Raw genomic sequence first — 15,167 nt, forward strand, 5'->3', positions numbered from 1 at the left:
AGCAGGATTTAGTCCGCGGGGCGGGCGCTAATGGGCGGCACGCAGGAAGTGCTTGTAGGTTTGAACTTCGGAGTGCAGCAGCGTTTCAAAGTACTCAGCCATGGGTAACAGAGTGGCGTAGTCCATGTCCTTGAATAACCGGTGTACCACCGCGTTCGACCCTTTTTGTACGGTGTGGATCCCAAGATCCGCGGCTTTACGGGTGATCCGCCCGATATCCGCCTGATCGACCGGTTTGGTATAGAACATGTCAATGCCGGCACTGATCAGATCCTCAACGGAATCAATTACATCGCGGCGATAGCTTTCAATATTTGGGTCTTCGTGCACCCGACGCATATTGGCCACCACCTTTTGGTATAAGTCCTCTTCCAGACGAAAACAGGCGTAGGCTTTGTCAGGGTTCTGGTTATCCACGCAGATCAGGTCGGAAAAATTGTTCGCCAGTCGCTCCAGATCTTTGATTTTTCTGTTTTTCAGCAGCTTGCGGATCACAAGGTGAATGCCTTTCTGGACAGCGTGAATGCCGGTATCGGTGGCTTTTTTCAGGCGTGGTGATATGCCCGCCAGTTTTGCCGGCTGCTCGTAATAGGCATCAAATCCGGCATCGGTGATGGCGATCAGAGTGTCCGCGGATTGCCGGCATAAGTGCTCGGTGTCACCGCCTTTCTGGATCTGCTCTATAGTGGCGATTACCTGCTGGTAGAGCGCTGCACTGATGGGGTAACCAAAATAACGAATTGCCCGCTGGTTTGCGTCCGTTGTTTTCATTTAATTTCCCGTTCGTTATATTGCATGGATAGGCCACGTCGTGGTGCCATAATACAGTGTGTATCCTGGCTTGTAATTAGCCGGATGTAATTCGCCGTAGGAACCGTATGGCTGGGTCGGCAGGTCAGCACAAATGCTGCCCATATCCTTAACCCTTACCGAAATAAAACTCTGAAAAAGACTCCCCAATGACTGATTTAACGCATCTTGACGGCCAGGGCAGGGCTAATATGGTGGATGTGACCGAAAAGCCGGTAACTTCACGCCAGGCCACGGCCGAAACCTGGGTTCGCATGCAGCCTGCAACATTAACACTGATCACGGAAGGCAAGCACAAAAAAGGTGACGTCTTTGCGGTAGCCCGCATTGCCGGCATACAGGCGGCAAAAAAGACCAGTGAACTGATCCCGTTATGCCATCCGTTGCTGCTCTCCAGTGTTAAAGTCGTTCTGGAGCCGGTTCCGGATCAGAATTCGGTGCGTATCCGTGCGGTGTGCAAGCTGTCAGGGCAGACCGGTGTCGAAATGGAAGCGTTGACCGCGGCCACGGTTGCGGCCTTGACGTTATACGATATGTGCAAGGCGGTTGACAAAGGCATGGTGATTGAGCATACGCGCTTGCTGGATAAGCAAGGTGGCAAGAGTGGCCACTGGATGGCACCCTAGAAAAGGTTTCTACATGATCAAAGTATTGTTTTTTGCCCGCATCAGAGATCAGGTTGGCTGTGCCGAGTTGACAGTTGAGCTGCCTGATAACGTGGCAAACATTGGCGATTTTACAGACCTGATCAAGGCCCGGGGGGCAGGGTTTGACGAGGCGCTCAGTGATCCCAATATACTGGTGGCGGTGAATCAGGAGATGGCCGGTGAACAAACTACGGTGGAAGATGGCGACGAAATTGCTTACTTCCCGCCCGTGACGGGAGGCTGACGTGCCAACCGAGCCTGAAGAAAGGTTGCCTGCAGCGGTTCAGATTCGCGTTGAGCCCCGTGATTTCGAGCTTGGCGCGGAATATGAGGCGCTGCGGAAGCGATCCGCCAGCAGTGGAGCCATTGTGACCTTCACCGGTTTAGTGCGCGATTTTAATGCGCAGGGCGCTCTGAATGGCATCATTTTAGAGCATTACCCCGCGATGACGGTCAAGAGCCTTCACGCTATTGCTGAAAAGGCCAGGGTGAAATGGGATCTGGAAGCGGTGACCATCGTTCATCGGGTGGGGGCACTGGAAAATCACGATCAGATTGTTCTGGTGGGGGCCAGTGCCCGGCATCGGGATGCCGCCTTTGATGGCGCTCGCTTCATTATGGACTATCTCAAAACCGAGGCCCCGTTCTGGAAGAAAGAGGTGACTTCCACGGGGGACACGGAATGGGTGGACGCCAAGGCGTCTGATCAGCGGGCCCGGGAGCGCTGGTAGTAACGGCCACGCCGGGGGGATGTGCGGGCAGTTTTGGAGCCGCTGCTCTGAAGCAGATCGTGGGGAACAGTGTCCTCTCTGTGTTCTCCGGGCTGCAGATTGCCGATAGACCAAGGTCCAATTGCACATCGAATCAGCCGCAGAGTAGGGTAGCCAACGGCAGCGGTCATGCGGCGGACTTGTCGATTGCGCCCCTCCGTGATGGTCAACTCAATCCAGGTGGTGGGTATGTTGGCCCGATAGCGGATTGGCGGATTGCGCTGCCAAAGCCGATGTGGCTCTGGTATGGCAACCGCCCTGGCTGGTTTGGTTTTCCCGTCCTTGAGCACGACTCCGGTTTGGAGTCGCTGCAGCGCCTGTTGTGAAACTTCACCTTCCACTTGCGCCCAATAGGTTTTGGGTAGTTTGTGTCTGGGGTCGGTGAGCCGATGTTGCAATTGGCCATCACCGGTCAGCAAAAGCAGGCCCTCTGAATCGAAATCCAGCCGTCCAGCCGGGTAGATACCCGGCTGTTCGATGAATTCTGCCAGAGTCGTTTTACCCTCATGTGGAGAGAATTGACTGAGTACCTGGAACGGCTTGTTGAGCAGGATAACCCGCTTTGAAGGCAGTGGTGATTTAGACATTATGTGATTGATTAACAGTCGGTTACCACGAAATTCATGAGGCGAAGGGGTACAAAATTCTGTATACTTCGCGTACCTAAACCGTAATTGTATGTAAATAGGGAGTAAAAAACGACATGGGGTACCAAAAGATTAAGGTCCCAGTAGATGGTGACAAAATCACCGTCAATGCTGACCTGTCCCTGAATGTCCCGAACCATCCCATCATTCCTTACATCGAAGGAGACGGGATCGGTGTGGATATCACGCCGGTGATGCTGAAGGTGACTGATGCCGCGGTAGAAAAAGCCTACGGCGAGAAGCGCTCCATCCACTGGATGGAAGTGTATTGTGGAGAGAAGTCCACCAAGATCTACGGCCCGGATGACTGGATGCCGGAAGAAACCTTTGAAGCATTGCGCGAATACATAGTGGGCATTAAAGGCCCCCTGACCACTCCGGTGGGCGGTGGTATTCGTTCTTTGAACGTCGCGTTGCGTCAAGAGCTGGATTTGTACGTTTGTCAGCGTCCTGTGCGTTGGTTCCGTGGTGTGCCCAGCCCGGTGCACTGCCCGGAGAAGACCAATATGGTTATTTTCCGTGAGAACTCCGAGGACATCTACGCCGGTATTGAATGGCAGGCTGACAGTGAAGATGCCAAGAAAGTCATCCGCTTCCTACAGGAAGAAATGGGTGTCACCAAAATCCGCTTCCCAGAAGGTTGTGGTATTGGTATCAAGCCGGTTTCCAAAGAAGGAACCCAGCGTCTGGTGCGCAAGGCTATTCAGTATGCGATCGATAACGACCAGCCTTCGGTTACCCTGGTGCACAAGGGTAATATCATGAAATTTACCGAAGGTGCATTCAAGGACTGGGGATACGAACTGGCGGTGGAGCGCTTTGGCGCGGAGCCTCTTGACGGTGGCCCCTGGCACGTCTTCAAGAATCCAAAAACCGGTAAGGATATCGTGGTTAAGGATGTGATCGCGGATGCGTTCCTCCAGCAAATTCTGATGCGCCCGGATGAGTACTCTGTTATTGCCACGTTGAACCTCAATGGTGATTACATTTCCGATGCCCTGGCGGCAGAAGTGGGGGGTATCGGTATTGCCCCTGGTGCCAATATCGGTGGCAGTGTGGCGGTATTTGAGGCAACTCATGGTACTGCGCCCAAATACGCCGGTCAGGACAAGGTAAACCCGGGCTCCCTGATTCTGTCTGCGGAAATGATGCTGCGGCATCTGGGATGGACTGAGGCGGCGGATTTGGTAATCAACGGGATGCAGGGCGCCATTGAGGCAAAAACCGTAACCTACGATTTTGAACGCCTGATGCCCGACGCGACCCTGTTGCGTTGTTCCGAGTTTGGGGATGCCATCATCTCCCATATGGAAGAATAAGGCGCCAAACGTTGTATCGAATTGAAAAAAGGCTGTTTTTTAACAGCCTTTTTTCTTATGGTATGGGGTAGATCGCAGTCGTTACTGCGCAGAAGGGCGCACAGGTTCCCATTGCCTTGCTTAATCGATGGTACGTTAAACCAGACAATCAAAATCCTTGCCCTGTGCCTTAGGCCCAGGGGCTAACCAAGAGGAACCCTGTCCCTTGAAAGCGGTCTACAAATAACAAGACACCCTCCGAAGAGGGTGTCTGTCATCTGGATTCTTTAAACGGCTTCCGCGTGGATTGTGTGATGCAACTCAGTTGCACCCACAGAATCGTCGGCGTGAGTTTCCTGTTCGGAGGTGCTCGTTTGATCTATACCGATAACATTGATGTTAACGGCGTGAAGACCTTTTGGCGCTTCCCTTTCGTCATAGGTAACTTGCTGTCCCGCTTTCAGGCTTCGGTATCCGTCCATGCAGATGTAGGAGTAGTGGACAAACAAGTCCTCTCCGCCAGTGTCTGGACGAATGAAGCCATAACCCTTGGCGTTATTGAACCATTTCACTTTCCCGGTTGCCATAACTCAAGTCCTTCTGTTGGGACTACCTCTGTCTTGGTAGCCTTAAGTCAATTGTTATTATTTTTTACTGCTGAGGCACAAAAAATAAGAAATGTACTTCGCAGTGGTGATTTGTGTTAACTTTTGTTAAACACAGATCCCAATCATCATGATTGTGAAGTATTAGTCAAGTGTTTTTGCTGTTGAACTGACCAACGTTGCCCCAATAATGGTTAGTTATGAGGACAAAATATGTTAACCCATGATTTTATGATTTCTGGTTATGAGTAAAGCCGAAGATTCTCTACTAACATTGAATAATATAAGAGGGATGGGAGGAGATTCATCCGGCCCGGATACGGACTTTGATGATGGTGTTGCGGTTGAGGAAGCCAAGCCGGATTTAGCGCCTCCGCCGATGTACCAGATACTGATGCTGGATGATGACTTTACGCCCATGGAGTTTGTGGTAGACGTGTTACAGATGTTCTTTGGCATGAATCGTGAAAAGGCCACTCAGATTATGTTAACGGTTCATACCCAGGGCAAAGCCAGTTGTGGCACGTTTACCAAGGATGTAGCTGAGACGAAAGTGGCACAGGTGATTCAATTCGCAAGGGAAAATCAACACCCCTTGATGTGTGAAGTGGAAAGATTTCAATAGAACGGATCGTCCACGGTGCGTTGTCTATATTCTGAGGATGAAGGTGTAAAGAGATGTTAAGCAAAGATCTGGAAGTCACTTTAAATTTGGCATTCAGAGACGCTCGTACCAAGCGTCATGAGTATATGACTGTGGAGCACCTCCTGCTGGCGTTGCTCGATAATGAGGCAGCCTCAACAGTACTGAAAGCCTGCGGGACCAACCTGGACGAACTGCGTTCAGACCTGGCCAACTTTGTGGATGAGACGACCCCGTTGATTCCCTCCAGCGATAACGATCGCGAAACCCAGCCCACACTTGGATTTCAGCGCGTGTTGCAGCGTGCGGTGTTCCACGTGCAGTCTTCCGGCAAGAAAGAAGTCACTGGAGCCAATGTTCTGGTGGCAATCTTCAGCGAGCAGGAAAGTCAGGCGGTTTACTTCCTGAAGAAGCAGAGCGTGGCGCGCATCGATGTGGTGAACTACATCGCCCATGGTATCTCCAAGGTGTCGGATGAATCCCACAACCTGGAAGACCACAGCCATGAAGTTCACGAAGAGGATCAGGTTTCAGAGGGGACGGGTAAATCCCCGCTTGAGTCGTACGCAACCAACCTGAATGATCAGGCGTTGGCTGGCCGTATCGATCCGCTGGTGGGGCGCGACGAGGAAGTAGAGCGCACCGTGCAGATTCTGTGTCGCCGACGCAAGAATAATCCCTTGTTAGTGGGTGAGCCCGGCGTGGGCAAGACCGCCATTGCGGAGGGTCTGGCCAAGCGCATTGTGGACAAAGAAGTGCCCGATGCCATCGATGACAGTGTGGTTTACTCGCTGGATCTGGGTGCCCTGTTGGCGGGTACCAAATACCGCGGCGATTTCGAAAAACGCTTTAAAGCATTGTTGGGCGAATTGCAGAAGAAAACCCACGCGATTCTCTTTATTGATGAGATTCATACCATCATTGGCGCCGGTGCAGCATCCGGTGGTGTTATGGATGCTTCCAATCTGTTAAAGCCAATGCTGGCGTCCGGTGAAATCAAGTGCATCGGTTCCACCACCTTCCAGGAGTACCGCGGGATTTTTGAAAAGGACCGGGCTCTGGCCCGCCGTTTCCAGAAGATCGATGTGGTTGAGCCCAGTGTGGAGGATACCTATGAGATCCTCAAAGGCCTGAAATCGCGCTTTGAGGAGCACCACGACATCAAGTACTCCAACAAGGCCTTGAAAGCCGCCTGTGAGCTGTCAGCCCGTTATATCAATGATCGTCATCTTCCCGATAAAGCAATCGATGTGATTGATGAGGTGGGTGCGTTCCAGCGGCTGCAACCGCCCAGCAAACGCAAGAAAGTGATCTCGGTGGGTGATGTGGAGGCCATTGTCTCCAAAATCGCCCGTATTCCACCGAAGACGGTTTCAGCGAATGACAAGGAACTGCTGGCCAACCTGGAGCGCGATCTCAAGATGGTAGTGTTTGGCCAGGATAAAGCGATCGATGCGCTGTCCAGCTCTATCAAGTTGGCGCGGGCGGGTCTCAGTCACCCGGATCGCCCCATTGGCTCATTCCTCTTTGCCGGGCCCACCGGTGTCGGCAAGACCGAAGTAACCAAGCAGCTGGCGAAAGTCATGGGCATGGAGTTGATCCGCTTTGATATGTCCGAATACATGGAGCGCCACACTGTGTCGCGCTTGATTGGTGCGCCTCCGGGTTACGTGGGCTTTGATCAGGGCGGGTTACTGACCGAAGCGGTGACCAAATCCCCCCATGCGGTATTATTGCTGGATGAAATTGAGAAAGCGCACCCGGAAGTGTTCAATCTGCTGTTGCAGGTGATGGATCATGGCACCCTGACCGACAACAATGGGCGGAAAGCGGATTTCCGCAATGTCATACTGGTAATGACCACCAATGCCGGTGCAGAAGCGGTTAGCCGTTCTTCCATTGGTTTCACGCAGCAGGATCACAGTACCGACGGGATGGAAGCCATCAAGCGTATGTTTACGCCGGAGTTCCGCAATCGTCTGGATGCGGTTATTCAGTTTGAAAATCTGGATATGAGCATTATCAAAGGCGTTGTTGACAAGTTCCTTACCGAGTTGCAGGCACAGCTGGATGACAAGCGCGTGATGCTGGATGTGGATGACAGCGCCCGGACCTGGCTGGCTGAGAAAGGCTATGACAAGGATATGGGGGCACGCCCAATGAACCGCCTCATTCAGGAAAAACTGAAGCGTCCGCTGGCGGAGAAGATTCTCTTTGGCGAGTTGTCTGAAAGCGGCGGTACCGTTCACATCTCGGAGGAAGACGGTGATCTGATTTTCGACACCGAGCCCGCCTGATTATCAACGTATACAGAGCAACAATAAAAACGAGCCCAATGGGCTCGTTTTTATATTGAATTCGGTATGGCGATTAACGCACGCGGTAGGTGATACGGCCTTTGGACAGATCGTAAGGTGTCATCTCTACTTTAACGCGGTCACCGGTCAGAATGCGGATATAGTTTTTGCGCATTTTGCCGGAGATGTGGGCGGTTACAACGTGGCCGTTGTCCAGCTCCACTCGAAACATGGTATTGGGAAGGGTTTCGGTTATGGTACCTTCCATTTCAATGGAATCTTCTTTCGACATCCAGTGATTTCCTCTCTGTGCATGGATAATGCAGATACTTTGGGCAGTGTCTCTGCCAACGAGGCGGGAATTTTGCCGTAAAAGCAGGGATTTATCAAAGCTAAAGTGGCTTTAATGTGGGGAAATTGTTCGGCGGCCAAATCAGAAGAGCATGAATTGCTTCAAGTTTGCTCTGTAAGATATTGATAAGTGGTACTTTTTTGTTTTCCCAATCAAAGGGAAACCGAGACCCAATGATTGTTCACATACATTTCCAGTGGGCGGTATTCGGTTTTATATTTCATTTTCTGGCAGTCTTTGATCCAATAACCCAGATACAACGCAGGTAACTCCAGCCGTTTGCATTCTTCGATTTGCCACAGCACCGCCATCACACCCAGGCTGCGTTTTGCGCTCTCCGTACAATAAAAGGTATAGACCGCGGATAGGCCGTTTTCCATGACATCGCTCACCGCCACTGCCAGCAGCCGGTTCTCTGGGTCGCGGAACTCATAAAAACAGGTTTTGCCCCAGTCGCTGAGTAGAAAGGATTCATATTGCTCCGGCGTGGGAGGGTACATATCGCCATCCCTGTGCTTGGCCTCGATGTATTTGGCATACAGTTCATAATGCTCATCGTTGAATTCCGCAGGTACCCGATTGATGGCGAGGTCACTGTTCTTATTCCAAATACGGCGGTGTTTACGGGACATTCGGTAACGGTCTACCGGAATGCGTACCGGGATGCAGGCGGAGCACTGCCGACAGTGGGGACGGTATAAATAATTTCCACTGCGTCGAAAGCCCACTTCAGAGAGTTCGCTGTAAAGATTGTGGTCGAGGTTGGCTTTCGGGTCGGCAAACAGGGTGATGGCATCGTTGCGCGGCAGGTAGCTGCACTGGTGCAGTGGTGTAACAAAGAATTTTACTGCAGCAAGATCTGTCATAACCTAATCGTAAAAGCCTTATTTATCTTATGGTTAAGGGAGGATGCCCGCCACCAGCGATGACTACAGTATTAAACGATTTTAGCGATGTTTCCAGTGTCACCTGCCACAATATTTCCATTGTAATGCCCATTTAGGGGAACGCAGCTGGAGCAGTGCTGGTAGGGGCGGAATCTGGGCCTGAAGAATGGTTTTGAATTCTGCGCGATCGATGGTGGTGGAGCCCAGGCTCACGAGATGTGGGTTCTCCACCTGGCAATCCAGCAGTTGATAGCCCCAGGCCTGCAACTGTTTCACCAGGTGTACGAACGCGACCTTGGAGGCATTGGTTCGCCGGCTGAACATGGATTCACCAAAGAACACCTTTCCCAATGCAACACCATAGACACCGCCCACCAGTTGCCCGTTCTGCCATGTTTCCACTGAGTGGGCGTATCCCAGCTCATGCAATAGCGTGTAGGCCCCCATCATGTCCTCGGTGATCCAGGTGCCGTCACTGTAGGTGCGGGGTTCGGAGCAGGACTTGATTACCTCGGCGAAGCATTGGTCCATGGTGACCTGGAAGCAGTTTTTGCGCAGGGTCTTGTGCAGGCTGCGGGATATGTGGAGCTGATGTGGAAACAGCACTGCCCTTGGGCTGGGTGACCACCATAGAATGGGCTGGTCTTGATCAAACCAGGGGAAAATGCCCCTGCTGTAGGCGTCCACCAAGCGCTCTGGTGAGAGATCGCCACCAGCGGCGAGTAGGCCGTTGGGGTCGTCGAGAGCGTGCTCAATGGGTGGGAAGTCCTGGGTGTGAAAACCCAGGATGGGGATTTTGATCATGCGGTGAGGTTACTGGTTTTCATCCAGGAATTTCTCGGCGTCGAGGGCGGCCATGCAACCGAAGCCGGCTGATGTAATGGCCTGACGGTAGACGTGGTCGGTGACATCCCCGGCGGCGAAAACCCCTTCCACATTGGTGGCGGTGGCATTGCCATTGATGCCGCTGTTAATCTTGAGATAGCCGTTTTCCATGTCCAGCTGACCTTCGAATATGCCGGTGTTGGGCGTGTGGCCGATGGCGATAAACACGCCCTGCAGATCAATTTCCTTGGTTTCACCGGTTGCGACCTGTTTGATGCGCATGCCGGTGACGCCCATATCGTCACCCAGCACTTCGTCCAGTATGTAGTTCAACTCCAGGGTGACGTTGCCGTTTGCAGCCCGATCCAGCAGCCGGTCGCGGAGAATTTTTTCAGAGCGGAAGGTTTCCCGGCGGTGAACCACCACCACTTCCTTGGCAATATTGGCCAGGTAGAGCGCTTCTTCCACTGCTGTATTGCCGCCACCGATCACAGCCACTTTTTGATTGCGATAGAAGAACCCGTCGCAGGTGGCGCAGGCGCTGACCCCTTTACCCTTGAACGCCTCTTCGGATTCCAGCCCCAGGTAACGGGCGCTGGCCCCGGTGGCAATGATCAGGGCGTCGCAAGTATAGGTGGCGCTGTCACCATAAAGGGTGAAAGGACGTTTGCTGAGGTCGGTTTTATTGATGTGGTCAAACAATATTTCGGTCTCGAAGCGCTCGGCATGCTGCTTCATGCGCTCCATCAGCTCGGGGCCCTGAACACCTTCATTATCACCCGGCCAGTTGTCCACGTCGGTGGTGGTGGTGAGCTGTCCACCGGGCTGGATGCCGGTCACCATAACCGGGTTCAGGTTTGCACGGGCGGCGTAGACGGCAGCGGTATAGCCAGCGGGGCCAGAGCCCAGAATCAAAAGACGGCAGTGTTTGGTTTCACTCATTAATTCAATGTCCTGGTTGGTGGCACGGGAGTTGCCAGTTGCTGTGGGTTGCACTTTTATACTTAATTTACCATGTGGCAGGCAAATTGTTCCTGTGTATCAGCGGAATAGGTCCAAACTATACAGGAACGCATGCGTATCCAGAACTCCGACAAGGCAGGTATTGCAGATGAGCACATTGTTGACTGTAGGTGTCCCCAAAGAGATCAAACCGATGGAAGCCCGCATAGCGCTGGTGCCCCATGCGGTGGCGGATCTGGTGGGGCAGGGTTGTGAGGTGTGGGTGCAGCAATCGGCGGGGGAGCTGAGTGGTTTCAGTGATGATGAGTACCGTAACGCCGGTGCACAACTGGCTGAGGATGCAGCGGAACTGTTTGCCAAAGCGGATTTGGTGGTGAAGGTGAAAGAGCCCATTCAGGGGGATCTGGATCTGTTGCAAGCCCGTCATCTGTTGTTTTGTTATTTACATTTGGCGCCAAATCCGACACTGACCCAGGCACTGTGTGATATTGGTTTGACTGCCGTTGCGTTCGAAACCGTGCAGGAAGGCGGCAAACTACCTCTGCTGGCCCCCATGAGTGAAATAGCGGGCCGGGTCTCGGTGCAGGCGGGGATTCATTATCTGCACCGACCCATGGGCGGTAAAGGCATCCTCCTGGGTGGGGTGCCGGGGGCCGAGCCCGGCAAAGTCGTGATCATCGGTGCCGGTGTGGCAGGTCAGCATGCAGCGATGTCCGCCGCGGCGACGGGGGCCCAGGTGGTGGCGTTTGATCGCTCGGCCGCGGCCTTGCGGGTCATTGAAAGCCTGGCGCCCAACATCACCGGGGTGTACTCCTACCAGGGCGCCATTGCCAAAGCCTTGCGGGATGCAGACCTGGTGGTGGGTTCGGTGCTCATCCCCGGCGCAAAAGCCCCGAAAGTGGTGACTCGGGATATGATTCAGGATATGCCGGATGGCGGAGTGGTGGTGGACATCTCCATTGATCAGGGCGGCTGTATCGAAACCATGCGCGCCACGGATTACCGGGATCCGGTGTTTTTGGAGGAGGGCGTGCTGCATATGGGTGTCACCAACATGCCCGGGGCGGTACCCAGAACCGCGTCAGAGGCCCTGTCAGGTGCCATACTGCCCTATGTTCAGAAACTCCTCAGGGGGCAACTGGCGGATTATGCTCCGTTAAGTGATGGAATCAACGTTTCCAACGGTAAGATTGTGTTGCCGGCTCTGATAGAATAGTGGCGCCGAAGGCGGATTTGCGGGTTTGCACTAATCTCTTAAGGTAAATTATGAGAAGTTTGTGCAACTGGCTGATTTACCGCTAAAATAAAGTCAATTCCACTACCTATACAGGGTTGCCCTTTGAAGAAAGAACAAGCCCAGAGACAGGTGCAGCCTGCACCCTGGATTGTATTGCTGGTGCGTGGTGTCCGTGAGGGTGCCATGATCGTGCTGTTTTTCCTGTCACTCTATCTGATTATTGCCCTGGCTTCTTTTGATGTTCATGACCCGGGCTGGAGCAGTCTTGGCAGTGGTCGCAGTATTCACAATCTGGGTGGCCGTGCCGGAGCCTGGAGCGCGGATGTGCTCATGTCGTTGTTCGGCTATCTGTCCTATTTGTTCCCCCTTCTGATTGCCTACCGGGCCTGGCTGGTGTTTCGCGATGTCGATAAACAGTGGAGCTGGCTGATGGCCGGTCTGCGCTTTTTGGGCTTTGCCATGACCATGGTCGCTGCCACCGGTCTGGCGTACATCCATTTTGATGTGGCGCCTGGTTCCTTACCCAATATCGATTCCGCCGGGCGCAATGGGGCTGGTGGTATCCTGGGAATAGAAGTGGGCAGTGCTGCTTTGCATGCCCTCAACACACTGGGTTCAACCCTGGTATTGCTGGCGCTGTTTTTGATTGGCCTCACCATGTTCGCCGATGTGTCCTGGATCAGGGTAATTGACGGCACCGGTAAACTCAGCATCGCGTTCTATGAATGGATTTGCTCATTGAAAGAACGCTGGCAGGAACGGCGGGCCGCCAGAGTGGAAGTCAATGTGAAAAAGGCGGAGGAGAAGGCCGCCAAGCAAGCCATCAAGCTGCGCCAGGAGGCCCTGAAAAAAGACAAGGCCAAGCAGGAAGCACGTAAACCACCGGTAATTGAACTGCCCAAACCGAAAAAAGAGCCCAGTGTGCGGCTGGAGAAGGAGCGCCAGAAAAGCCTGTTCAATAATCCTGTGACCGGTGAACTGCCGGCCTTCGCGCTGCTGGACGCCGCGGATAAGCACGGTAAAAAAGGCTTTTCCGCGGAAACGCTGGAGAGCATGTCCCGTTTGCTGGAAATAAAATTGCGTGATTTCAACGTGGAGGCCGAGGTAGAGAATGTAATGCCGGGCCCGGTGGTGACCCGTTTTGAAATCCAGCCTGCTCCCGGGGTAAAAGTAAGCCGCATCACCAATCTGGCGAAAGACCTGGCACGCTCACTGGCAGTGATCAGTGTTCGGGTTGTGGAAGTGATACCGGGTAAAACAGTGGTGGGTATTGAAATTCCCAATGAGGACCGCGAAATGATCCGCTTGAGCGAAGTGGTTTCTTCGCAGGAATACGAAAGGGTCAACTCGCCTTTGGCGCTGGCGTTGGGTAAGGATATCTCGGGGGAATCGGTGGTGGCGGATTTGCAAAAAATGCCTCACCTGCTGGTGGCGGGTACCACCGGGTCCGGTAAGTCAGTTGGACTGAATGCCATGTTGTTGAGCATGCTGTTCAAGGCAACGCCGGAAGAACTGCGTTTGATCATGATTGACCCCAAAATGCTTGAACTCTCGGTGTACGACAATATTCCCCATTTGTTGACCCCGGTGGTTACCGACATGAAAGAAGCCTCTAACGCGCTGCGCTGGTGTGTGGCAGAGATGGAGCGCCGTTATCGGCTGATGGCGGCAATGGGCGTGCGCAACCTGGCGGGATTCAATAAAAAAGTAAAAGACGCCATCAAGGCCGGTGAGCCGATCAAGGATCCATTGTTCAAACCGGAGCTGGACAGCCAGGAACCGGAAGACCTGGAAGCCTTGCCATTCATTGTTGTGGTGGTGGATGAATTTGCCGATATGATGATGATCGTGGGTAAAAAAGTGGAAGAACAGATTGCCCGTATCGCACAGAAAGCGAGGGCGGCGGGGATTCACCTGATTCTGGCCACCCAGCGTCCATCGGTGGATGTAATTACCGGTCTGATCAAGGCCAACGTACCTACACGCATGGCCTTTCAGGTATCGTCCAAAGTGGATTCCCGAACCATTCTGGATCAGGGTGGGGCCGAGCAGCTGTTAGGTCATGGCGACATGCTGTATTTGCCGCCGGGCACCGGCTTACCGGTGCGGGTACATGGCGCATTTGTGGCAGATGATGAGGTGCATCGGGTGTGTGACGATTGGCGTCGCCGTGGTGAACCGGATTATCTGGAAGAGATTCTGGAAGGCACCCATGAAGCCGGGCCTGCCCCCGGGGACGAGGGTAGCGGGGGCGATGGTGACTCCGAGTCCGATCCGCTTTATGATCAGGCGGTGGCTTTTGTAACGGAATCACGGCGGGCATCGATCTCCTCGGTGCAGCGTAAGCTGAAAATCGGTTACAACCGGGCTGCCCGTATGATCGAGGCCATGGAGGAAGCGGGGGTGGTCACCGAAATGGGCAGTAACGGACAGCGCGAAGTCATTGCACCACCACCACGCTAACTCCACCGTTAATGGTCTGTTCAGCTGCGGGTGTTACACTGGCGGCTGATCCACAAACTATGGGAATTTCTATGTTGAAATATACAATGGCATTGTGCATGGCCTGTTTCAGTGCGTTTGTCTCCGCCGCTGAAATTGAGGCGGCGGTGGCCCCTAAAAAACTCACGGAGTTTTTGAATGGCATTCAATCCATGGAAGCCACCTTTGAGCAGTGGGTGATGGATGCCAAACAGAACACCCTGCAGAACGTTACCGGTACCATGTGGATTCAGCGCCCGGGGCAGTTTCGCTGGAATACCGCGGACCCCTATCCTCAGCAGATTGTCTCCGATGGCAAAGAACTGTGGATCTATGATGAAGATCTGGAGCAGGCCACCCGGAAAACACTGGACAAGCAGGTAGGCAATACACCTGCGCTGTTGTTGAGCGGGGATCCCAGCCGGATTGCGGATGGCTTTCAGGTGTCGGCCTATCGGTTTGACGAAACCGGTGAGTGGCGTTTTGACCTCAGGCCCAAAGATAAAGACGCCCTGTTTGCCCTGTTGCGGGTACATTTTTATCGTGACCAGTTGCGGGATATGTATCTTGAAGACAGCCTGGGGCAGACCACACGTATTGAATTCAAGCCGGTGCAACTGAACCAGCCCATTCCGGAATCGCGCTTTAAGTTGGATCTGGATGACAGTGTTGATGTGATTGAGGAAAGCTGATTCCGTGGTTGGA

General features: G+C 53.3%; 16 protein-coding genes. 9 read left to right on the top strand and 7 right to left on the bottom strand.

Annotated features, from left to right (window positions below; all coding sequences use genetic code 11):
• Positions 1–27: 27 nt before the first annotated feature.
• Complete coding sequence (locus D9N13_RS10470; protein WP_290589171.1) at positions 28–771, bottom strand: hypothetical protein; 744 nt, start codon at positions 769–771, stop codon at positions 28–30.
• A 188-nt stretch (positions 772–959) separates the two neighbouring features.
• Here D9N13_RS10470 and moaC point away from each other — a divergent pair, with 188 nt between their 5' ends.
• Genes moaC through moaE form a run of 3 tightly spaced genes read left to right on the top strand, consistent with a single transcriptional unit; the run spans position 960 to position 2,188 of the window.
• Positions 960–1,436: a cyclic pyranopterin monophosphate synthase MoaC gene (gene moaC, locus D9N13_RS10475; RefSeq protein WP_290589174.1), complete on the top strand. Its 477-nt coding sequence runs from the start codon at positions 960–962 to the stop codon at positions 1,434–1,436.
• Between the two features lie 13 nt (positions 1,437–1,449).
• Positions 1,450–1,701: a molybdopterin converting factor subunit 1 gene (gene moaD, locus D9N13_RS10480; protein ID WP_290589177.1), complete on the top strand. Its 252-nt coding sequence runs from the start codon at positions 1,450–1,452 to the stop codon at positions 1,699–1,701.
• 1 nt (position 1,702) lies between these two features.
• Positions 1,703–2,188: a molybdopterin synthase catalytic subunit MoaE gene (gene moaE / locus D9N13_RS10485; RefSeq protein WP_290589180.1), complete on the top strand. Its 486-nt coding sequence runs from the start codon at positions 1,703–1,705 to the stop codon at positions 2,186–2,188.
• On the opposite strand, the gene D9N13_RS10490 is transcribed toward moaE, so the two are convergent.
• Entirely contained in the window at positions 2,164–2,814 is a 651-nt protein-coding gene (locus D9N13_RS10490; protein ID WP_290589183.1) for a pseudouridine synthase, read from the bottom strand. The genes moaE and D9N13_RS10490 overlap by 25 nt on opposite strands.
• Before the next feature lie 116 nt (positions 2,815–2,930).
• Between D9N13_RS10490 and icd the strand changes: the two genes are divergently transcribed.
• Positions 2,931–4,193 (top strand): NADP-dependent isocitrate dehydrogenase, encoded by a 1,263-nt coding sequence (icd, locus tag D9N13_RS10495; RefSeq protein WP_290589185.1) that lies wholly within the window; start codon positions 2,931–2,933, stop codon positions 4,191–4,193.
• Positions 4,194–4,459: 266 nt separating this feature from the next.
• On the opposite strand, the gene D9N13_RS10500 is transcribed toward icd, so the two are convergent.
• Positions 4,460–4,759 carry a cold-shock protein gene (locus D9N13_RS10500; protein ID WP_290589187.1) on the bottom strand — a complete coding sequence of 100 codons (300 nt, stop codon included), beginning with the start codon at positions 4,757–4,759 and terminating at the stop codon, positions 4,460–4,462.
• Between the two features lie 310 nt (positions 4,760–5,069).
• Between D9N13_RS10500 and clpS the strand changes: the two genes are divergently transcribed.
• Together clpS and clpA are read left to right on the top strand one after the other, a co-directional pair.
• Positions 5,070–5,402 (top strand): ATP-dependent Clp protease adapter ClpS, encoded by a 333-nt coding sequence (gene clpS / locus D9N13_RS10505; RefSeq protein WP_290589837.1) that lies wholly within the window; start codon positions 5,070–5,072, stop codon positions 5,400–5,402.
• 53 nt (positions 5,403–5,455) lie between these two features.
• Positions 5,456–7,717: an ATP-dependent Clp protease ATP-binding subunit ClpA gene (clpA, locus tag D9N13_RS10510; RefSeq protein WP_290589189.1), complete on the top strand. Its 2,262-nt coding sequence runs from the start codon at positions 5,456–5,458 to the stop codon at positions 7,715–7,717.
• 73 nt (positions 7,718–7,790) lie between these two features.
• Here clpA and infA read toward each other — a convergent pair whose 3' ends face one another.
• The 4 genes from infA to trxB all read right to left on the bottom strand — a co-directional run bounded on the left by infA (position 7,791) and on the right by trxB (position 10,723).
• Positions 7,791–8,009 carry a translation initiation factor IF-1 gene (gene infA, locus D9N13_RS10515; protein ID WP_156868714.1) on the bottom strand — a complete coding sequence of 73 codons (219 nt, stop codon included), beginning with the start codon at positions 8,007–8,009 and terminating at the stop codon, positions 7,791–7,793.
• A gap of 212 nt (positions 8,010–8,221) precedes the next feature.
• Positions 8,222–8,935 (bottom strand): arginyltransferase, encoded by a 714-nt coding sequence (locus D9N13_RS10520; RefSeq protein WP_290589191.1) that lies wholly within the window; start codon positions 8,933–8,935, stop codon positions 8,222–8,224.
• A 99-nt stretch (positions 8,936–9,034) separates the two neighbouring features.
• A complete protein-coding gene (gene aat, locus D9N13_RS10525; RefSeq protein WP_290589194.1) occupies positions 9,035–9,760 on the bottom strand; it encodes a leucyl/phenylalanyl-tRNA--protein transferase in 726 nt (241 codons plus the stop codon).
• 9 nt (positions 9,761–9,769) lie between these two features.
• On the bottom strand, positions 9,770–10,723 hold the full coding sequence (gene trxB, locus D9N13_RS10530; protein WP_290589196.1) for a thioredoxin-disulfide reductase: 954 nt from the start codon (positions 10,721–10,723) through the stop codon (positions 9,770–9,772).
• Between the two features lie 169 nt (positions 10,724–10,892).
• On the opposite strand from trxB, the gene D9N13_RS10535 reads away from it, so the two are divergent.
• From D9N13_RS10535 to lolA, 3 genes are all read left to right on the top strand, one after another.
• Positions 10,893–11,960: an alanine dehydrogenase gene (locus D9N13_RS10535; RefSeq protein ID WP_290589199.1), complete on the top strand. Its 1,068-nt coding sequence runs from the start codon at positions 10,893–10,895 to the stop codon at positions 11,958–11,960.
• A 123-nt stretch (positions 11,961–12,083) separates the two neighbouring features.
• Positions 12,084–14,444, top strand: coding sequence for a DNA translocase FtsK (locus D9N13_RS10540; RefSeq protein WP_290589202.1), 2,361 nt, complete (start codon positions 12,084–12,086; stop codon positions 14,442–14,444).
• A 71-nt stretch (positions 14,445–14,515) separates the two neighbouring features.
• Complete coding sequence (gene lolA, locus D9N13_RS10545) at positions 14,516–15,154, top strand: outer membrane lipoprotein chaperone LolA (RefSeq protein WP_290589205.1); 639 nt, start codon at positions 14,516–14,518, stop codon at positions 15,152–15,154.
• Positions 15,155–15,167: the final 13 nt, after the last annotated feature.

The sequence above is a fragment of the Ketobacter sp. GenoA1 genome (genome assembly GCF_003671475.1).
Lineage (GTDB): Bacteria > Pseudomonadota > Gammaproteobacteria > Pseudomonadales > Ketobacteraceae > Ketobacter.